Source organism: Campylobacter sp. GTC17093, from assembly GCF_055397635.1.
The window spans coordinates 307,792-327,716 of the sequence record NZ_AP038832.1; the positions used below are offsets into that span (position 1 = coordinate 307,792).

The following is a 19,925-nucleotide window of genomic DNA, read 5'->3' on the forward strand; positions in this document are numbered from 1 at the left end:
TCTCCCTACATAACAAATCTAATTACTTCAAAGCTTTCAGCATAATTAGCACCAATTTGCACCCCTCTCGCCTTTGCAAGAGAAAATACAAATTCCTTACTCATATAATCTCTTACTCCTTGAGATTTATATTCTTGTAGCGCATTATATTTTGCCATAATGTGCTCTTCTTCAAGTTTAACAAATGAAGTTGTATTAAATGTTAGATTATTCCAAATAAGCTCATACCCAAGTATTGTTGTGTTTTTAAAAGCTCTTAGTCCTTCCGCTGCTATTGTGGCATGATCTTGATGTATATCATTTAAAGATGGCATTAAAACTAAATCGGGGTTCAAATTTTTTTTATATTCTATTAGTTTTTCTAAAATTTCTTGTCTAACATAGTTTAATTTTCTAACCTGATAATCAAAAATTATTACGTTTTCTTTTTTTATACCTAATTTCTCAGTAGCTCTTATTACTTCTGTTTTTAATATATCTTTTGGAAAACCTTCTGGCACAGATTCTTTAGCTGTTGAAAATGCAAAATAATAAACATTTGACCCAGATTTAATAAGCTTGTTAATTAGACCTCCAGCGCCAAGTTCTCCATCATCTGTATGTGGCGCCAAAACATACACATTTTTATAGTTTAACATTATTAAAATCCTCAAATATATTATTTTTATTAAAATTTATTAACTCTTTTACAATATTTTCACTTGCATTACCATCACCATATAGGTTATTACTAAAACATATTTCATTGAAATTTAAATTATTATAAACTGACAAAATTGTATCCTTATTTGCGCCAGCTAATGTATTTGCACCACATTCAATTAATTCAATCCATTCAGTTTCATCCCTAAGCGTTATACAAGGCTTTTTAAAGAAATATGCTTCTTTTTGTAATCCTCCGCTATCTGTCATAATTAGTTTTGAATTATCTATAAGCCATACCATTTGAAGATACCCAACAGGCTCTATTATTGTTAAATTTGAAATATCAAGATTTAGATTTGCTAATATTTTTTTAGTTCTTGGATGTAGTGGTAAAATAACTTGTATATCTTTAGAGATTATATTTAATGCCCCAAAAATATTTTTCAGCCTTTCTTCATTATCGGTATTTTCTGCTCTATGTATAGTACAAAGTATAAATTCGTTTTGCATATCTAACTTTGGCTTAATAGATAATTTCTTATAGAATATAGCTCCATCTTGCATAACATCGCCACTTTTAATAATTTTACAATTAAAATTATTAAATCCCTCATTTTTTAGATTATCTATAGCGGCATTTGTTGGACAAAAAAGAATATTGCTAATTCTGTCTGTAAGTATTCTATTTATCTCTTCTGGCATTTTCATATTAAAGCTTCTAAGCCCAGCTTCAATATGAGCTAATTTTATACCTAATTTACTTGCTGTAATAGCGCCAGCCAAAGTTGAATCCGTATCACCAAATACTAGCACCCAATCAGGCTTTTCTTTTAATGCAACTTCTTCTATTTTTTCTATCATTTGTCCCGTCATGGCACCATGAGACTTTCCACCAATTCCTAGAAAATAATCTGGCTTAGAAATTTTCATCTCCTCAAAAAATATATCGCTCATATTTGCATCATAATGCTGACCGGTATGAACAATTATCTCTTTAATATAGCCATATTTTGATATTTCACGACCTATACTGCCAGCTTTTATGAATTGCGGTCTAGCACCTAAAATAGTTAGGATTTTCATTCACATAACCTTTTATAAACTTCAAATATTTTTTGTTCTTCAATTTTCCAATTATATTTTTCCAAAATTGATTTTTTGCCATTTTTTGCCATTTTTTCAGCTTCTGTTGGATGAGAAATTATAAAATTTATTGCGCTTGCTATATCTTTTGGATTCATTGGATCAACACAAATGCCGCAATAATTTGTTTCTATTATATCCTTCCAAAGTTTAAAATTTGATGCTATTACTGGAATTCCGGCACTCATATACTCAAACATTTTGTTTGGTTGAGATTCTGTATGGTTTGGGACTGGATAAAATGTCACAAGACCAGCTTTTTGGTACTTCATTACTTCTGATACCTGGGACCTATTTAAAAACCCATGAATTTTTGTTTTTTCTTTTATGGATATTTTATTTATATTATCCTCAAGCTCTTTATTTTCAAAATTGCCTACAATATTTAATGTTGCATTGCAATATTGCATAGACTCGACTATTTCAACGGCACCTCTAATTTTTGAAAGAACTCCAATATAACAAATTTCATCTTTTTTTTCATTCCATGGAATATTATTTTCTAACTCACCTAAAATTGGATAATTGTTTATATCTATTGTATTTAAATTTATTTTTAAAAACTTATCCCTTATAAACGGAGTAGCAGCTACTATATAATCAAATTTTTTACAAGCATACACTTCATAAAAAGAGTATATAAATGATACAAGTTTTCTTAAAAATAACGGTATATATTCTTTGGTTAAAATATCTTGTCCTACATCTTCGTGGGAATCAAAAATAACCTTTTTACCATAATTTTTAAGTTTTATGCCAATTGGCATAAGTTCTGGATCATGCAAATGGTATATGTCGCAATCTAATTCCATGGCTTTTTTAAAAACATTGTTAGTAGTTTTTGTCATACGAGAAATTCTGCCCCTGGCTTTGATTCCAGTATCATAAATTTTAACATTATTTTGAATGTCATCACCTTTGCCATCAGCTACAACAAAACTTACATCATATTCTTTAGCAAGAGAAGAACACATTTTTAAAAATATCCTAGAATCATTTCTAGTATGAGCTGATGTTAAATGTGCTACTTTAATCAATTTTGACATTATAAACTCTTTCCCAGACAGCTATACTATAAAGCCTGAATTTTAATAAATCATTAATTTTATCTATCTTAGACAAAAGAGCGTCTATGTTTGATATTTTGTTAATTATTTTAGAGTTTTTTATCTCTGATATTATTTGTGAATCTATGCTACTTATCCAACTTTTATCAGGAGCATTAAAGCCTAATTTATTCTTTCTAAATACAACGTTTTGAGGTAATTTATCTTTTATAATCATTCTTAATATATATTTTGTCCAGCCATCTTTAATTTTAATCTCACTATCTGTATTTAAAGCACATTCTAAAGCTTTATAATCCAAAAACGGTAGCCTAGTTTCAACAGAATGCCTCATAGAGTTCTTATCTTCAAATCTAAGCAAGGCTGGTAAATTTGTATAAGTAATTTCGTATTTGCTAAGTTTAAAGACATCAAAATAATTCTTAGATAGCTCGTCTAAAAATTTAAAATCATTCATATATTCTTTTTTTACAAAATCACATTCTAGCATATAAGCCTTTTTCCTTAACTTAGATAAAATAGAGCCAAAAGTATATTTCATTATATTTTTAAAGCTCATTTTAGAGTTATTTTTAGAAGATAAAATTATATTTTTTATCATAGAAAAAAGACCATGTTTTTTAAAAATATCAATATATATAGAAGGATAATACCTCTCATAACCAAGCAGAGTTTCATCTCCTCCTTGACCATCAAGCATAACCTTGCATCCTATTTCTTTTGCTTTTTTCATCACAAAGTATTGCATAAATATAGAAGGTCCACCAAAAGGTTCTTCTTGCGTATAAACTACCTCATCTATACTATTTTTAAAGTCCTCTATATTAGGTGTTACAATATGCAAATCTAAATTTGCATTATTTGCAACTATTTTAGCATATTCACTCTCATCACTACTTTTTTCTATGGATTTAGCGTGCACTGCCATAAATTTATTATCATGTAGCATATTTGAAGCAATAGTAGCAACACTAGAACTATCAAGTCCGCCACTCAAACAACTACCAACAGTAACATCGCTTCTTAACCTAATTTTTATAGATCTAATTAGCTCATTTTCATATTTTTTAATAGGATCATCTTGGGTCTGTGTTTCTTGCTTTAATATGTCATAATATTTATAAATTTGTATCTTGTTTGTTTTTAAATCATAAATTAAATTCGAAGATGGCTCTAGTTTAAAAATATTTTTAAAAAATGTTTTATTAGTGTTTTCAAGCATTCTTGCTACCAAATAATCCACAACAACTTCTATATTAACCATAGGATTTTTTAAAACTAAAAGTTGTTTTATTTCAGAACCAAATGCAAATTTATCTTCTGTTTGAGTATAATAAAATGGCTTAACTCCAAAACGGTCACGACTACAAAAAACAATGTTTTTTTGTTTGTCATGTATAGCAAAAGCCCACATACCATTAAATTTATCTACACATTTTTCGCCCCATTTATCATAACTTGCCAAAATAACTTCTGTGTCGGTTTTAGAATCAAAACTATAGCCGTAAGAAATGAGCTCTTCTTTTATTTCAAGATAATTGTAAATTTCACCATTGTATGTTATGAAATACTTTTGCAAATATCCCATAGGCTGATGACCATCTTGCGTCAAATCTAAAATAGAAAGTCTTCTGTGTCCAAATGCTAAATTTGATTCAAAATAAAATCCTTCGCTATCAGGTCCTCTATGTGATATAAGATCATTCATGTGCTTTATATCTTTTTTATCTACGGGCAGCCCGTTTTTATTTATTAAGCCAGTTATTCCGCACATTTATTTAACAACCTTTTGTACTCATTTATCATTTTTTCTTCTTGTTTTTCCCAACAATATTTTTTAGAAAAATTTAAAGCATTGAAACTAAATTCTTTGAAATCTTTTGTTAAAATTTCATCTATAGCCTTATTTATACAATCACTATTACCATATTCTATCACAACACCAAGATTATAATTTCTAACAGTTTGAGTGGCATCTTTTAAATTTGAAACAATTACAGGTAATCCAGCCATTGCATATTCAAAAAGTTTATTTGGCATAGAGTAAGTATAGCTAAGACAAGTGTTGTTTGAAAAAATAGGCGCTGTAATACCAATATCTGCAGAAGATGTATAATCTAGCAAAACAGATGGATCAACAGCTGGATGAAAAAATATATTTTTTGAATTTTTAGAAACTATTTTAATATATTCTTCCATTTCTCCATATCCCATAAAAACAGTAACCACTCTATCGCCTTGTCTTTTTTGCATAGCCTCAATCAAAAGTTCAAGACCACGATCAGCCGATAATCCGCCTTGATATAATAAAATTATACTCTCATCTTTTATATTTAAATTTTGTCTTAATATATTCGTTTTTGTTATCTCCTTATAAATCGGAGCATTCATAACCACAGTAGGGCGAGTTATATCGTATTCATCTTTGTACCAATCAGCTATACTTTCGCTTACAACAAATATTGAATCCACTTTTTTTATGAAAAATCTTTCCATCATTTTTAATAAAGTTTTTCTTATATTTTTACCAGGCTTTTGCTCTGTTTCAAGTTCATGGGCATCATAAATGAGTTTTGCTCCATAAAAATATTTTAAAAAAATCCCAAGAGGAAATAATTTCACTCCATGAATATTAACCATTTTTATATTTTTACTTTTATAAAATTTAGTTACCCTAAAACAAAACTCAATGTATTTTAAAATTTGAACAAAAAAGTTTTTACTTAGTTTTCTTGTTTTAAGTTCAAAGCGATTCAATACAATATCGTCCGTATAAACGTGCTCTTTTTCTAAACTCTCCAAATATAAAGCTGCAATAAAAACTTTTTTTGCTATATCAAATTTAACAATAGAACTAGTTTCTTTCAAAATTCTGCTTGGATTTGTGGCCTCACCTAATACGATATGCAAATTATTCATGATCTATATTCTTTTAAACTTTGTTTTATCTTCAATATATCCAAAAAAAATAACTTTTACCAGCTTTCTAAAAAGTTGCCATTTAGTATAATGCCAATGATTTGGATGTGATAAAAATATTATAAATTTTTCACCATTTGTGATAGCTTGATTTGGTGTCAATCCATATCTGTAGCCAAAATTTATCTCTATTGGAACATCACTTATATAACAAGTGGTCTTATCAATTAATTCTTTATTGTATGCTTCCAATTTTATATCAAGATACTCATATGTTGATATATCCTCTGTTAGAAAATTATTTGGCAACCCAACCATTATATTCTCCTTTTCACCATGACTTGCTATAGTCAGACAAGGTATATCGCATAATAACCTATAAGTTTCTAAATTAAATTTAAGTATTTTTAAACATTTTGTTTTGAAATCTGTTTTAAAAAGATCTTCTTTTGTTTTAATATTAGGATTTGCCTTTATAAAATCTGCAATTGGTTCAAAATGCAAGCTGCTCTCGCTTCCATGTAGCTCAATCTCTTTCATTAAAACCGGTTCAAATGTAGAATTTCTAAAATAAAAGCTGGACTTAACTCCATATTTTTTTTCAATCTCAAACATACCTTTAGTTGCATATGAGCGATGATCTACATCATGTCTTAAAATAAAAATTTTTTTGTTTGGATTAAAATTTTTTAGAACATAGTCCCTCAAACTTATAACTTGATAATCGTTTTTAATAGCATTGCATATAATTTTTTCATATTCTTTTAATCTATTATTTAAAATATATCTAATAATTAATCTTATTCTTTTAAACATATATTCCTTTCATAATCTAAATTTAAACATTTCTTTAAATTCTACTACCGTGTAATTTTACACAAAAATATATCAAATATACATACCAGCAATATTATTTATAAACATGAAGTATATAATTAAAAAATTTTACTTTGTTTAAATTTTATAGGAGGAAAAACCATACCAAATAAAAACCACAAAGGAACCCAATTTATAAAAACTGCACATGCTGCTATTAAAAATATTCCTAAAAATAAGCTCATATTATACAAAAAAAATACATTATTTAAATAAAATCCATTATAGCTTTTTATGCTTTCTTTTGTTGCCATAATTAAATATATAAAGAAAATAATAGTGCCAATAATTCCCATGTGAGATAACATAGAAAGAACAAAGCTATGGACATATGTCCCCTCTCCGGTTTTTAAAACATCCACATTTATATTTCCAAGCATTGTATTATTATTAAAATGGATTATAAAATTATTCAATGCATCAATTCTTGTTGTAATTGATGCCATATCATTACCAAAAAATCTCAATTTTTCTATATTTATATCATAGTAATTAATAACGACCATAAAAAAACAAATTATTATAAAAAATGTAATCCCTGAAGAAAAAATTAATTTTTTTGTGAGCCTACTAAAAAAAATTTCTTTATAATTTAATCTATGATGATCAAGAAATTGTTTTGATTTTGTAATGCTTGTAAATATATAAAATGTTATACCTGCAAATAAAATACCACTTATGCATATAAATGCATTGTTTGAACCTATTATTTGAGATAAAAATATTCCTAATAAAGTAATACTAAAATAGATGCAAAAAAATATAATAGAAGTTATGGTCATATTTTTATAATATTTATTTGAAAAAATAAAAAAAAGGTAAAAATCGAATAAATAAAAAAAGAAATAATTAAAAAATTTCCGGATCTCTGATAAAAACCATCGAGACCTTCTATCAAAAACAGATCTTTTCTCATTTTACCTAGCATTTCAAAAAAAGTATCAAAAAATAAACTAAAAAAAACTATAGATAGTGCCATATAAAAAATATTAAAAGATTTTAAAAATGACCTTGAACTTGTTACTTGATGTTTTATAAATTGAAAATTTACTGAAATTATAGCGCCCATCAAATAAAAAAGTATAATTCCACCAGTTGTTGCTATGGTAAAAGATTTCAGATCATCTGTTTTATTGATTAAAATATTTACAATATAATAAGAAAAAAATAATACTAATATAAAAAAAGATTTTTTAATACAAAAATTCTTTTTTAAATAAAATTCTAAAAACAATAATGCACTTCCCAAAACTACAAAAAAACCAAGAAATTCGATAGCAGGTGATTCATCTGCAAATAATTTAATATTAGTAAATAAATATATAAGCAATACTGTTATCATAAGAAAAAATAACACGTATTTACATAGCTTTAGTTTCATTTATTATCTTTTTAAATATATTTTTATTTTTTATGCTTTTTAAATTACTATTATGAAACAATAGAACAAAATTACCGTCATATATACAACATTTATTTTTCAAATTATTAATTAATTTTATAGAAGATTGTTCATCTAGCATCATATATGATTCATCATCAAAAACACTACACTCCATAACAATTAGTGGCATTTCTTTTAAATTTAGCTTTTTTCTATTTAGAAAATCAAACATGCTAAACTCATAACAAATTCCATATCTAAATCCTGGAGCATCAGCATATCCACCTGTTGTATCATATGTAAATCCAGCATCATCTAATAATTTTGGCGTAATAACGCTGTCCCATCTTAGATAGTGTTGTCTATTTCCAATAACATTTTGATTTATATTTAATGTTTTTAAAACTTCTTCTAATTTCTTTTTTTGTATTAGAAGTTTTTTGCCATCTTTGTATGTATTGTAACTGCCATGAACGCCAATTTCGCAGTTATTTTTAGCAAGCATTACCATAAGTTGCTGTATTTTTTTATCATCTAAAGAATAAAACCCATTATTTTTTTCACTACTATCTGGTATAAAATAAAAAATAGGATTCAAATTCGCCCTTTTGCATGTGTCTATATACCACTGAAAAGTATAATTTTTATCATGGATAAAATTACCAAATTTATTAGATACATATAACTTTATAGTGTTTAAAAATTTACTTATACTTTTTCTTTTTAGAATGTCTGCAATACAAGTTCTACAAAGCCAATATAAACTTCTAACGCTTGGATCAAACGGCTCGTCTACATCGCAAGTTACCAATGTTTTAAAATTAAATATTTTAAAGTTCAAACTATCATCTAGATTGAGTATTATATTTTTAAGAAATTGTATATATTCATTAACTATAGGTCTATCTATAAAATTAAATTTATATCCTAGAGTATCTTTTGCCATAAATCTATCATGATTGTCTCTATTTTTATTTACATATTCTTCCCATCTAGAAAGCATAAAAAAACTAGAAGCAAATATATCAATATCACAAATTATTTTATCTGCTAAAATATCAAATTTATCTACCCCGTATATAATAGGCATGTCTTCTTGTGGAGTGAATTTATTTTTAGTAAAATTAACTTTTTTTGGAATATTTTCTAGACTTAAATACTCTAAATCATTTTTAAAATTATTAAAAAAATGGTCTTTAAAAACTATCTTTTTACCATTTTGTAAATTTATTTCCCAAGAATCAATATCTTGTTTTATAATGATTTCATAATCTAAATTTAAAAACTCATCAAAAAACAAGTCTAAAATATATTTTCTTTCGGCTATGTTGTTATTTGGAATAAATATAGATATCATGCATTGCTTCTTAAAAAATTTTTAGTAAAATGTAAAAGCTCATATAGTCTAGAATTTGTTTTTGAAATTGTAAAATATGGAGTTTGAATAGCTCCAAATTGTCTAAATGAATTTTCGACATATTCTATCATACTGCCCTCAAAATCAAAAATATCCACAAAACTAGATACATATTCTATCATTTTATATACAAGTAAACTTGCAGCTCCGCTATTTCTAAAATCAGGATCTATAGTACTTATAAGATCATACGCACTTTCATTGTCCCATATAACAAACAAGGCTCCATGAATATTTCCATCTTTGTCTATGGCATAGATAGTTCTACCAGAATTGTTTGCATAAGCATTATTATAAATATTTTCAAATGTTTCTTTAGTATATGAAATTTGAGCCTTTTGTTTTTTAAGTGTCATTTCGTGATTTTTATAAAACTCATCACAACTCAGATCAAATTTTATATCTACTATATTTTTTGCCTTATTGATATTTTTTCTTTTAGAGTGTGCAAAGTTATTAAATACTTCTTGTATATTTTTTATACTAGGAATTCTATAAGAATATTTTGTAGTATTTTTAAAACCCTTCCAATAAAAAGGCAACCAATTTGTAATCCTAGAATGAAAATTTTGCTCAAAATGGTCAAAATTTGGCAGATTATCTATAAGCTCACTCATGAGCTCCTTTTCCCAAGATAGCCTTTTATAATACTGCTGATTTTCTGGATAAACTATATATGAACCCATAGTTTGAGTAAATTGTGGCATGTAAATAACATCAAATCCATGTTTTTTTGTTACAACATAAGGCATACTAGCGACAATTTCTCCTCCCTTTTGAACAATGGCAACATTCCAACCATCTAATCCACATACACTATCTAGCCACCAATCTTTACTAAAGATTGGTATATCTTTTTGTATTTTACAAAATTCCCTATAGATCCCTTTATTATTTGTCATTAAGCGCCTTTGTTTGTAAAATTTTATCCGTCCAGATAGGGAAATTTACTATATTTTTCGATAAGTAGCTTGAATTTGGATAATCTTTTTGAGTTTTATCACCAACAACTATTGAACTCCAATTGTAATTAGAGGCTTCTATATCATCTATTTTAAAATTTTCACGAACAAAGCTCATTCTATTCCACTCATCGCAATCATTAATTTTTATATCATATATCTTTTCAATCCTATCTTTTATCATATTTTGCAAATTTATATAATAAGGTTTTTTAGCATTATATATACTTTCTTGAGCTTTTACAAAATCTATTTTGATATGATTTATTCTTTTTATATTTATCTTATTTTCCTTTTTAGGAGCCAATCTTAGATATATTTTTTTTAGTAAAATAAAAAAATTAAAAATAAGTCCATTTGCCATTTTGTAAACACTTTTTTCTTTAAAAACTGCTAACAAAATTTGCAATATATCATATTGATTTAAATTTGCAATATATGTATCTGGATTTGAATACTTATATAAAAACTCCAAAAGCTTTAAATCTAACTTGGACTTTCTTGGACTTTCTACTTTTAAATTACCATACAATAATTTAAAAAAGCTAAGAAAATCTTTATTAATATAATTAAATTTGATATATCCACCATACATGCAAGTAATTGGTTTATCTAGTGAATAAGAATAAATGGCAACATCACTTAAAATTGGTTTATAGCTATACTGACAAAAGTGAGCTAAATCTTCTACTACTAAAATATTGTTTTCATGGCAATATGAGCAAATTTCTTCATACTCTATATTATATAATCCTTGATAATGCTGAAGCAATAAAACATCTATATCTTTGTGTTTTTTTAACTCTTCTAAAGATATAGAAAAATCTTGCAATTTTACATCTAAGATCAAAATATCTATATTTTCATGCAATAAAGCTTCATATACACTATAACATGTAAAAGACTGCATACAAACTTTTATAGATCTTTTTAAAAAATTAGCATATGAAGTCACAAAGAAACTAATTGCAGCGCTTCCTCTATTAAAATAAAATTCATCGTCATTTAAATGCTTATAGTTATGTATATCTTTTTTGGCATTTTCAAAAAGCTCTTCGCTTAGATACTTTGGGTTTGATCTTTTTATAAACATAATTATATTAACTTTTTAATTAATTTAGCTGGATTTCCATATGCCAAATAATCATCTGGTATATCTTTTGTTACATTGCTACAACTTCCAATAATACATCTTTTGCCTATTTTTATACCAGGTTGAACCACAACATTTGCACCTATCCAAGTATCGTCATCTATAAATATATCAGCACTTTTTATATATCTTTTATAAATCATATCTTTCATCATTATAGAATCATTTGGAGAAGAATATAAAACAAAGGTAATATTTGGAGATAAAGCAACTCTATTGCCAATGATTAACTTTGTATCATTGCCATCTAAAATAGTTATTGAGTGATTTATATACGTTTTATCGCCAAAAATTATGCCTGTTTTTTTCCAAGCCAATTGTCTAATATCATGAAATGGTGTATTTCTAGCAATTGCCCTTAGTGGGACTACTGTATTTATAGATTTTACTAGTAAAAGCTGGTATAAATGAAAAATTTTTAAAATAATACCGTTTATAAAGCGCACTCATTCTCCTTTTGAAAATTTAAATGTCATTATTCCGTTTATTATATATGCCAACGAATAAGCCATACTAAATAAACCAAGTGTAGCGTAAATATTTTGGAATAAATAATATCCAACCAATATAGAAATAGATACAGTTATTATAAGATAAATCTGCCAATATAAATCTAATTTTTGTTTTCCAGCTATAACAAACATGCTACCAAAAGGAATCGTAATGAATTTTATAAAATACATTGGTATTAAAATTTGAACATATTTCCCAGCAATTTCCCATTCTTTTCCAAATACAAAACTAAATATAAAAGGAGAAAATAAAAGCAATACAGAAAATGGTAAAATGGATAAAATAAGTAATTTTTTAAAAGTATTTTTATATAAATTCACACATTCTTTATTTTTAGCATAATACAAAGATGCTTCTTGCATAAAAACATTATATATGGATTTTGTAATTAATGTAATTGGCATATTTAAAGTTTTTTCAGAAAAAGATAAAAATCCAACTACACTTAGATTAAAAAAATTAGAAAAAAGTATAGTAGTTAGCTGTCCTGATATAGTATTTATAATATTTGAAGGTAGCAGAAATTTTGGAAAATTTTTATACTTTTTTGCAAGAATTATCATTTTTGCAAATGAAATATCTGAAATACTATTTTTATCTTTAATCATATTTTTTAGTAGTTTTAAATTGGCAAAAAGATTTGATGCTAGCTGTCCTAAAATTAAGCCAGTTGCACCACTCTTAAAAAATCCTACCAATATTTGCAATGAAGCCAAAATGATTGACTTTATTATAGTAGCATTTTTAATATCATTATAATATTTCTTTCTATTGCTATAGTAACTTACGATATTATAAAAACCTGTAAAAAAAATAGCTAATGGTATAAAATATAGCCAAATTTTTATATCATCATTGCTTAGTAATCTAACAAAATAATCATCGAATAAAATTACTAAAAACAATAAAATTAATGATATAAAAAATGTGATAATAAAACTTAAAGCAGCTATATTTAATGCATTTTTATCACTTTTTGGTATCATTATAGCAAGATCATATCTTCCATTGGCTATGCTACCAAAGATTGATGAAATAGCAACAAACAGTGCTAAAACTCCAAAATCTTGTGGTGTATAAATTCTCGTTAATATAGGACTTATAGCTATTGGTATAGCTTGTGCCACTGTTGTTCCTGTTATCAATGTAATAACATTTTTACTAAATTCGGATTTGGGCTTTATTTTATTAATCATGATTATCTTTTTTATAATATAATTTATAAAATACTTAGCTTCCGATTTGAAATAACCTCTAAAACTAATAGAAAAATTTCAGCATTATTCATTTTAATTAAAACCTTTATATATTTATCTTTATGTATTTATAAAACTCTGCCAAATTATACAAATCTATATAGTAAGCAAAAATTACTAATAAAAAAATATTTATTTTTATAACAGATGTATGCAAATCATATATATCTTATAATTAAGATATATTTAAACGTTCCACAAAATATTTACTAAACTATGATTTCTAAAAAATAAACAATTCTAGTTATAAATTCTCTACTATATACTGTATTTCTTCTTCGCTTAAATAAGGATTCATTGGCAAACTCATTATCTCATTTGCTACTATTTCTGCTATTGGAAAATCCCCTACCTTATATCCTAAATACGAAAAACATTCTTGTAAATGTAAAGGCATAGGATAGTGAACAGCAGTTGGAATTCCTTTTTCTTTTAGATGCTCTTGGAGATTTTGCCTATTTTTTACCCTTATACTAAATTGCGCCCAAACGCTTGTTCTTCCATCTTTTATAGTAGGTAGGATGTATTGTTTATTTTTTAGCAAGTTTGTATACTTTTTAGCTACATCGTCTCTTAATTTTAAATCTTTTTGAAGATATTTGAGTTTAACCCTTAAAACTGCCGCTTGAATAGTATCTAGTCTACCGCCAATTCCAATGTATTTATGATGATATCTTTTACTTTGTCCATGAACTCTAAGCATTTTTATTTTTTGCGCTATTTCATCATTGTTTGTAAAAACAGCTCCTCCATCACCATAGCATCCAAGTGGCTTTGATGGGAAAAAGCTAGTACAAGATATATCTCCTAAGTTACTATCCATTTTATCCTTGTATATACATCCAAAACTTTGGGCACCATCTATAATGTGCTTTAAGTTATACTTTTTACAAATTTTATCAATGCCATCTATATCAGATGCTTGCCCATAAAGCGAAACAGAAATTATAGCTTTTGTTCTAGAGGTTATTTTATCTTCAATCTTATTTACATCTATGTTGTAAGTCTCTTCATCTATATCAACAAACACGGGTTTAGCCCCAGTAAGCGCTATCATTTCAGCAGTAGCTATAAATGTAAATGGTGTGGTTATAACCTCATCGCCTTCTTTTATATTAAAAGCCATTAATGCCAACAAAAGCGCATCAGTTCCGCTACTACAAGTTATAGCATTTTTAACTCCACTAAATTTACACAACTCCTCTTCTAGTAGTCTAACATCATCCCCCATTATAAAAGACACATTGCTTATTACATTTAAAACAGCACTTTCAATCTCATCTTTATATAAATTATGTTGATAAGCCAAATTTGCAAAATCTATTTTCATTTTATTTCCATCAATTGTTCATTTTGTAATTTATATTTTTTTCCATCTTTATCTAAGGCTAAATTATCTTTATCAAATTTAAGAGTATTTCCACTTATACCAACCCACCCTATTTGACGAGCTGGAACACCTACCATTAGCGCATATGGTTTTACGTCTTTATTGACAACTGCCCCACTTCCAATTAGCGCATATTCACCAATAGTAACACCACAAACAATCGTGGCATTTGCACCAATTGAACATCCTTTTTTTAGAAGTGTTTTTTTAAATTCATCTTTTCTAACTATAAAAGCACGTGGATTTATAACATTGGTAAATACCATAGAAGGTCCTAAAAAAACATCATCTTCTACCTCCACGCCCTCATATATAGAAATGTTATTTTGAACTTTTACCCCATTTCCTATATTTACTTTGGGTCCAACAACGCAGTTTTGACCAAAAGAACAGTTCTTGCCAATATTTACTCCACTTAAAATATGTGAGAAATGCCAAATTTTTGTATTATCTCCTATATTAGCCCCATTATCTATTATGGAAGTTTCGTGGCAAAAATAACTCATTATAATACTCTCTTGCAAAACTCATGATATTCTCCACTAAGAGGAGAAACTTCCGAATTTCTTACACAAGAGACTATGTTTATAGAATTTCTAGCCTCATCAAGACCAAAGCCATTTCCTTTTAAAATTTCTTCATAGCTTCTAGTGTGCAAATCAAAAAATCCTCCGCTAAATTCAATCTCTTCTCCATTTACAGTTATGCTTCTATAAGTTCTTTGAGCTTTTTCTTTTACTTCATTTGGCATATAATCATAATTTACACTCAAAAACCATCTAACTCTAGCATGCTCTAGCTCTAAATATCCAGCATTTGCATCTGCTTTTTTAAGATGTACTATGTTTTGCTTTACTCCACCAAAAATCCAAGTAATCATATCAAAAAAATGAACACCGATATTTGTAGCGATTCCTCCACTTTTACTTTCATCGCCTTTCCATGAGATAAAATACCATTTTCCACGACTAGTTAGATAAGTAATATCAATATCGTAAATTTTATTTGGATTTTCTTTTAGTTCTTTTTCAATTCTTTCTTTTAGTTTTATAATATTTTCATGAAGTCTTAATTGTAAAATATTATAAACTTTTTTTCCAGTTTCATTTTCAAGCTTTTTTAATTGGTCTATATTTTTTAAATTTAATACCAAAGGTTTTTCTGAAATTGCATTTGCACCATTTCTAAGAGCACATCTAATATGTGCATCATGAAGATAATTTGGTGTAGTTATAGATATAAAATCTACTTTATCACTAGTATCTTTTATTTTGTAAAGATGTCTATCAAATCTCTCAAACTCAGTAAAAAACGAAGCTTCTGGGAAAAAACTATCCATTATCCCTACACTATCGTTTTTATCTAATGCACAAACCATATTATTGCCAGTTTCTTTTATAGCCTTCAAATGCCTTGGTGCAATATATCCACCAACTCCAATAATAGCAAAATTTTTCATTAAAGCCTCCAAGTAGGGTCTTTAACAATACCCTTAATATCCATAATAATATCACTATTTAAAATCTTTTTATAATCATTTCTATTGTATTTTTTAAACTCATCATGCCCAACAGCAACTATGATAGCATCATATTTTTTATCTGATTTAAAAGGATTTTTTATTAGTCCATGAGAATAGTCCTTTTTCTCTTCATTAGGATCTACCCATGGATCATAAACATCAACATTTATTTTAAATTCTTTTAATTTTTCTATTATATCCACTACTTTAGTATTTCTCATGTCTGGACAATTTTCCTTAAATGTAAGTCCCATTACTAAAATATTAGAATTTTTAATATTTATATCATTATCTATCATGATTTTTATCGTTTTAGTCGCTATATAATCACTCATTGAATTATTTATCTGTCTAGCACTTAAGATCAAATTTGGTTTATATCCAAGCTCTTCAGCTTTATAAGTAAGATAGTATGGATCAACGCCTATACAGTGTCCTCCTACTAATCCTGGATTAAGTTTAATAAAGTTCCATTTTGTTCCAGCAGCCTCTATCACTTCTTTAGTATCTATACCCATGGTATCAAAAATAAGAGCTAACTCATTAATTAGAGCAATATTCACATCTCTTTGAGTGTTTTCTATAACCTTGCTAGCTTCTGCAACTTTTATGCTACTAGCTCTAAAAGTTCCAGCTGTTATTATACTTTTATATAATCCATCTACAATATCTGCAATCTCTGGTGTGCTACCACTAGTTACTTTTAAAATTTTAGAAACAGTATGCTCTTTATCGCCAGGATTTATACGTTCTGGAGAATATCCGCAGAAAAAATCTTCATTAAATTTAAAACCAGATGTTTTTTCAAGCTCTGGAACACAAACTTCTTCTGTAACTCCAGGATAAACAGTACTTTCATAAATAACAATATCTCCTTTATTTAAAACAGAGCCAATTGTTTGACTAGATTTTATAAGTGGTGTTAAATCTGGTTTATTTTTAGAATCAATTGGAGTAGGAACTGTAACAATATAAATATTTGCCTGTTTTATATTGTCTATATCTGAAGTGTATAATACTTTTCCGCTAATTTCATCTAACTGAGTAGAATTTAATTCCAAAGTTCTATCATATCCACCTTTTAATTCTTTGATTCTTGCTTCATTTATATCAAATCCAATTGTTTTATATTTTGTAGCAAAAGCATGCAAAAGCGGCATGCCAACATAGCCAAGACCCACAATACATATTATTTTATTTTTTAGCATAAACTCCCTTATTTTTGGTAATAACCAAATTCTATCACTTTGCTACTTACATATTATTTAATATGTGTTATAATATTTACTTTTATATTAAAGGCCATTATGAAAAAAATTTTTTGTATATTTTTATTTATAATATTTGACATGATATGTATTTTTATATCCAATACTACAGCGGTTTTATTCAAAAATGAAATAAACTCTGCACTTGGTATAGATATAATTCACGATATTGAACAATATAATAGTTTCTATATAATGTATTTCGTAACTATTTGTATATTTTTTTATCAAGGAATTTATACAAAAAGATATGACTTTTGGCATGAAAATTTACTCATAGCCAAATCTTGCCTACTTTCATTTGTAATAATTTTTTCATTTTTAGCACTAGGGAAAAATTTATCATATTCTAGAACAATTATAACAATAAGCTTTTCAATGATATGCTTGTTTATACCATTTGCAAAGTATATTCTTAAAACTAATTTATTTAAACTTGGTCTATGGAGCAAAAAAGCAAAAGTGATAAATGGAAGTCCCAAATTTATAAGAGAGCTTTTTAGAAATAATTATTTAGGCTACAAAATAACAAGAAAAGATGATTATGAAACAATTTTTATATTTAGCAAAGGACTAAATATATCAGACCTAAGCAAAGTTGTAGAAGAGAATATTTTAGCCAATAAAGAAATTATTTTTACGCCTACATTAATCGGATATGATTTTAGCAAAGGAAATATATTTAATATTTTTAACTCTAGAATAAATCTATTTATGCTAAAAAACTCGCTTTTAAGCCCAATAAATAGATTTATAAAAATATGCATTGATTTTTTTATACTAATGTGCGCTTTTCCATTTCTACTGCTTGCTTTTTTTATAATATTTTTCTTAATAAAAATAGAAGAACCAAGGGGCAGTATTTTTTTTAAACAGCTAAGACTAGGCCAAAAAGGAAAAGAATTTTGGTGCTATAAATTTAGAAGCATGAAAGAAAATAGTGGTGAGCTGATGAAGGAATATCTACAAAAACACCCAGAAGAAGTACAATATCACAATACTTTTCATAAATACAAAAATGATCCAAGAATTACAAAAATAGGTAGCTTTTTGCGCAAAAGTTCATTAGATGAACTACCACAACTTATAAATGTTTTAAAATTAGAAATGAGCATAGTTGGACCAAGACCATTTATAACAGGAGAAAGAGAACAAGCTGGCGTAAGTCCAAATGATATGAGAATTTTATTAAGCGTTAAACCTGGAATGACTGGACTTGCGCAAATAAGCGGCAGAGGGGATACCGATTTTAAAATTAGAACTCAGATGGATATATGGTATGTAAAAAACTGGAGTATCTATAACGATATAATTATTATTCTAAAAACTATAATCGCCGTTTTAAAACGCGAGGGCGCTAGTTAGTTTTATATTTTTGGGTTCTATTTATAATGGAATCATAAATTAAAACTATAAAAATGGAAAATATAAATCCAATTACCGTTACAACCTCAACAATTAATCTCTTCTTTGGTTTTTCTGGATGTTGAGATGTTACTATATCTCCAACTATATTTGTATTTGCATAATTATAAGGCGCTAAAGATAACTCTATCAATGATTTTTCATCCAATAGTTTATTTAACTGAACAGTTTGAAAATTTGCAAGATCTCTTTTAAGTTTAGGTACAATCTCATTATTTAGTTTATTAATTTCTACATTAAAATCAACTATTCTAGCCTTATCAGAGATAAGCCTATTACTTAAACTTTGACGCTCAATTGCCGATAAAACAATCAAATTTTTATCCGTAATTTTATTTTTATCCAAAACTTTTAATAAATTTTCTGATTCTTCGACATTTTTATTTAAAATTTTTATCTTACTCTCCAAGCTAGGAAGCGTTATGTTATTTATAGTATTTAATTGACTTTCAATATCTGCAATCATATTATTTTTCAAAAAAGATATTTCTCTATCTTTATTTGCCAGTGCAACTTTTTGAGTATCTAAGTAACCATCTAAAACTTTTTTGTGCTCATGTGAGATATCACTTACTATAGTATTTATTAATTCAATGGCAAATTCATTTGTTTTTCCATATGTTGTGATATCTAAAAAATTAGGATTATTTTTTACAATAGACAAATTTTTTGCTATAGCATCTGCATCATCTTTTTCAGCCAATAAATCTATATATTTAACTTTTAACTTTTCTGCAACATCTACTGTTTTAGCAAGCATTATTTTTCTATCAATGTTTTGATTGTAGTATCCTATCTCAACTAGAGCAGTAGCTTTGTACCACGGAGTTGAAAAAAATGCATAAAGTATTGCTAATACAGAAAAAACTAAAGTTATAACAATAACCATAATTTTATAATTCCAAATTTTACTAAAAAGATTTAAAAAATCTATTTCATCATTATTGCATATATCTATATCTTTATTATTCAAAGTTTTCTCCAA

General features: G+C 26.9%; 19 protein-coding genes. 1 reads left to right on the top strand and 18 read right to left on the bottom strand.

The genetic code is table 11. The annotated features are described in order from the left end of the window. Positions 1-5: 5 nt before the first annotated feature. The 17 genes from ACZ5VL_RS01500 to ACZ5VL_RS01580 form a co-directional block, all read right to left on the bottom strand. On the bottom strand, positions 6-638 hold the full coding sequence (locus ACZ5VL_RS01500) for a PIG-L deacetylase family protein (protein ID WP_464199272.1): 633 nt from the start codon (positions 636-638) through the stop codon (positions 6-8). After that, positions 625-1,728: a non-hydrolyzing UDP-N-acetylglucosamine 2-epimerase gene (wecB, locus tag ACZ5VL_RS01505; RefSeq protein WP_464199274.1), complete on the bottom strand. Its 1,104-nt coding sequence runs from the start codon at positions 1,726-1,728 to the stop codon at positions 625-627. Before wecB ends, ACZ5VL_RS01500 begins: the two co-directional genes overlap by 14 nt. Then, the gene (locus ACZ5VL_RS01510; protein WP_464199276.1) at positions 1,725-2,834 is read right to left on the bottom strand and encodes a glycosyltransferase; all 1,110 of its coding nucleotides are present in this window, start codon (positions 2,832-2,834) and stop codon (positions 1,725-1,727) included. The genes wecB and ACZ5VL_RS01510 overlap by 4 nt, the downstream gene beginning before the upstream one ends. Beyond that, complete coding sequence (gene asnB, locus ACZ5VL_RS01515) at positions 2,818-4,629, bottom strand: asparagine synthase (glutamine-hydrolyzing) (protein WP_464199278.1); 1,812 nt, start codon at positions 4,627-4,629, stop codon at positions 2,818-2,820. Before asnB ends, ACZ5VL_RS01510 begins: the two co-directional genes overlap by 17 nt. Then, positions 4,617-5,774: a glycosyltransferase family 4 protein gene (locus tag ACZ5VL_RS01520; RefSeq protein ID WP_464199280.1), complete on the bottom strand. Its 1,158-nt coding sequence runs from the start codon at positions 5,772-5,774 to the stop codon at positions 4,617-4,619. Before ACZ5VL_RS01520 ends, asnB begins: the two co-directional genes overlap by 13 nt. Positions 5,775-5,777: 3 nt before the next feature. Further along, a complete protein-coding gene (locus ACZ5VL_RS01525) occupies positions 5,778-6,590 on the bottom strand; it encodes a hypothetical protein (RefSeq protein WP_464199282.1) in 813 nt (270 codons plus the stop codon). Positions 6,591-6,709: 119 nt separating this feature from the next. Next, positions 6,710-7,156, bottom strand: a complete 447-nt coding sequence (locus ACZ5VL_RS01530) for a hypothetical protein (RefSeq protein ID WP_464199284.1) — start codon at positions 7,154-7,156, stop codon at positions 6,710-6,712. A gap of 272 nt (positions 7,157-7,428) precedes the next feature. Continuing rightward, a complete protein-coding gene (locus tag ACZ5VL_RS01535; protein WP_464199286.1) occupies positions 7,429-8,031 on the bottom strand; it encodes a hypothetical protein in 603 nt (200 codons plus the stop codon). Next, positions 8,012-9,391 (bottom strand): polysaccharide deacetylase family protein, encoded by a 1,380-nt coding sequence (locus tag ACZ5VL_RS01540; RefSeq protein WP_464199288.1) that lies wholly within the window; start codon positions 9,389-9,391, stop codon positions 8,012-8,014. Before ACZ5VL_RS01540 ends, ACZ5VL_RS01535 begins: the two co-directional genes overlap by 20 nt. Further along, positions 9,388-10,353: a GNAT family N-acetyltransferase gene (locus tag ACZ5VL_RS01545; RefSeq protein ID WP_464199290.1), complete on the bottom strand. Its 966-nt coding sequence runs from the start codon at positions 10,351-10,353 to the stop codon at positions 9,388-9,390. The genes ACZ5VL_RS01540 and ACZ5VL_RS01545 overlap by 4 nt, the downstream gene beginning before the upstream one ends. After that, positions 10,343-11,506, bottom strand: a complete 1,164-nt coding sequence (locus tag ACZ5VL_RS01550) for a DegT/DnrJ/EryC1/StrS family aminotransferase (RefSeq protein ID WP_464199292.1) — start codon at positions 11,504-11,506, stop codon at positions 10,343-10,345. Before ACZ5VL_RS01550 ends, ACZ5VL_RS01545 begins: the two co-directional genes overlap by 11 nt. Positions 11,507-11,508: 2 nt before the next feature. Then, positions 11,509-12,012: an LbetaH domain-containing protein gene (locus ACZ5VL_RS01555; RefSeq protein ID WP_464199294.1), complete on the bottom strand. Its 504-nt coding sequence runs from the start codon at positions 12,010-12,012 to the stop codon at positions 11,509-11,511. Then, positions 12,013-13,275, bottom strand: coding sequence for a lipopolysaccharide biosynthesis protein (locus ACZ5VL_RS01560; protein ID WP_464199296.1), 1,263 nt, complete (start codon positions 13,273-13,275; stop codon positions 12,013-12,015). A gap of 304 nt (positions 13,276-13,579) precedes the next feature. Next, entirely contained in the window at positions 13,580-14,665 is a 1,086-nt protein-coding gene (locus ACZ5VL_RS01565) for a DegT/DnrJ/EryC1/StrS family aminotransferase (protein ID WP_464199298.1), read from the bottom strand. Continuing rightward, positions 14,662-15,231, bottom strand: coding sequence for an acyltransferase (locus ACZ5VL_RS01570; RefSeq protein WP_464199300.1), 570 nt, complete (start codon positions 15,229-15,231; stop codon positions 14,662-14,664). The genes ACZ5VL_RS01565 and ACZ5VL_RS01570 overlap by 4 nt, the downstream gene beginning before the upstream one ends. Further along, the gene (locus ACZ5VL_RS01575; protein WP_464199302.1) at positions 15,231-16,184 is read right to left on the bottom strand and encodes a Gfo/Idh/MocA family oxidoreductase; all 954 of its coding nucleotides are present in this window, start codon (positions 16,182-16,184) and stop codon (positions 15,231-15,233) included. Before ACZ5VL_RS01575 ends, ACZ5VL_RS01570 begins: the two co-directional genes overlap by 1 nt. Beyond that, positions 16,184-17,455 carry a nucleotide sugar dehydrogenase gene (locus ACZ5VL_RS01580; protein ID WP_464199304.1) on the bottom strand — a complete coding sequence of 424 codons (1,272 nt, stop codon included), beginning with the start codon at positions 17,453-17,455 and terminating at the stop codon, positions 16,184-16,186. The genes ACZ5VL_RS01575 and ACZ5VL_RS01580 overlap by 1 nt, the downstream gene beginning before the upstream one ends. Before the next feature lie 99 nt (positions 17,456-17,554). Here ACZ5VL_RS01580 and ACZ5VL_RS01585 point away from each other — a divergent pair, with 99 nt between their 5' ends. Beyond that, a complete protein-coding gene (locus ACZ5VL_RS01585; protein WP_464199306.1) occupies positions 17,555-18,880 on the top strand; it encodes a sugar transferase in 1,326 nt (441 codons plus the stop codon). Here the strand turns inward: ACZ5VL_RS01585 and ACZ5VL_RS01590 are convergent. Next, the gene (locus tag ACZ5VL_RS01590) at positions 18,873-19,913 is read right to left on the bottom strand and encodes a Wzz/FepE/Etk N-terminal domain-containing protein (protein ID WP_464199308.1); all 1,041 of its coding nucleotides are present in this window, start codon (positions 19,911-19,913) and stop codon (positions 18,873-18,875) included. The two genes, ACZ5VL_RS01585 and ACZ5VL_RS01590, sit on opposite strands and share 8 nt — an antisense overlap. Positions 19,914-19,925 lie beyond the last annotated feature (12 nt).

Excerpts from the sequence above, each read along its gene's own strand:
- ACZ5VL_RS01500 (WP_464199272.1), bottom strand. The coding sequence starts at position 638 with ATGTTAAACTATAAAAATGTGTATGTTTTGGCGCCACATACAGATGAT.
- ACZ5VL_RS01540 (WP_464199288.1), bottom strand. The coding sequence starts at position 9,391 with ATGATATCTATATTTATTCCAAATAACAACATAGCCGAAAGAAAATAT.
- ACZ5VL_RS01570 (WP_464199300.1), bottom strand. The coding sequence starts at position 15,231 with ATGAGTTATTTTTGCCACGAAACTTCCATAATAGATAATGGGGCTAAT.
- ACZ5VL_RS01530 (WP_464199284.1), bottom strand. The coding sequence starts at position 7,156 with ATGGTCGTTATTAATTACTATGATATAAATATAGAAAAATTGAGATTT.
- ACZ5VL_RS01560 (WP_464199296.1), bottom strand. The coding sequence starts at position 13,275 with ATGATTAATAAAATAAAGCCCAAATCCGAATTTAGTAAAAATGTTATT.
- ACZ5VL_RS01510 (WP_464199276.1), bottom strand. The coding sequence starts at position 2,834 with ATGTCAAAATTGATTAAAGTAGCACATTTAACATCAGCTCATACTAGA.
- ACZ5VL_RS01585 (WP_464199306.1), top strand. The coding sequence starts at position 17,555 with ATGAAAAAAATTTTTTGTATATTTTTATTTATAATATTTGACATGATA.
- ACZ5VL_RS01565 (WP_464199298.1), bottom strand. The coding sequence starts at position 14,665 with ATGAAAATAGATTTTGCAAATTTGGCTTATCAACATAATTTATATAAA.
- ACZ5VL_RS01580 (WP_464199304.1), bottom strand. The coding sequence starts at position 17,455 with ATGCTAAAAAATAAAATAATATGTATTGTGGGTCTTGGCTATGTTGGC.
- ACZ5VL_RS01550 (WP_464199292.1), bottom strand. The coding sequence starts at position 11,506 with ATGTTTATAAAAAGATCAAACCCAAAGTATCTAAGCGAAGAGCTTTTT.
- ACZ5VL_RS01545 (WP_464199290.1), bottom strand. The coding sequence starts at position 10,353 with ATGACAAATAATAAAGGGATCTATAGGGAATTTTGTAAAATACAAAAA.
- ACZ5VL_RS01525 (WP_464199282.1), bottom strand. The coding sequence starts at position 6,590 with ATGTTTAAAAGAATAAGATTAATTATTAGATATATTTTAAATAATAGA.
- wecB (WP_464199274.1), bottom strand. The coding sequence starts at position 1,728 with ATGAAAATCCTAACTATTTTAGGTGCTAGACCGCAATTCATAAAAGCT.
- asnB (WP_464199278.1), bottom strand. The coding sequence starts at position 4,629 with ATGTGCGGAATAACTGGCTTAATAAATAAAAACGGGCTGCCCGTAGAT.
- ACZ5VL_RS01535 (WP_464199286.1), bottom strand. The coding sequence starts at position 8,031 with ATGAAACTAAAGCTATGTAAATACGTGTTATTTTTTCTTATGATAACA.
- ACZ5VL_RS01575 (WP_464199302.1), bottom strand. The coding sequence starts at position 16,184 with ATGAAAAATTTTGCTATTATTGGAGTTGGTGGATATATTGCACCAAGG.
- ACZ5VL_RS01520 (WP_464199280.1), bottom strand. The coding sequence starts at position 5,774 with ATGAATAATTTGCATATCGTATTAGGTGAGGCCACAAATCCAAGCAGA.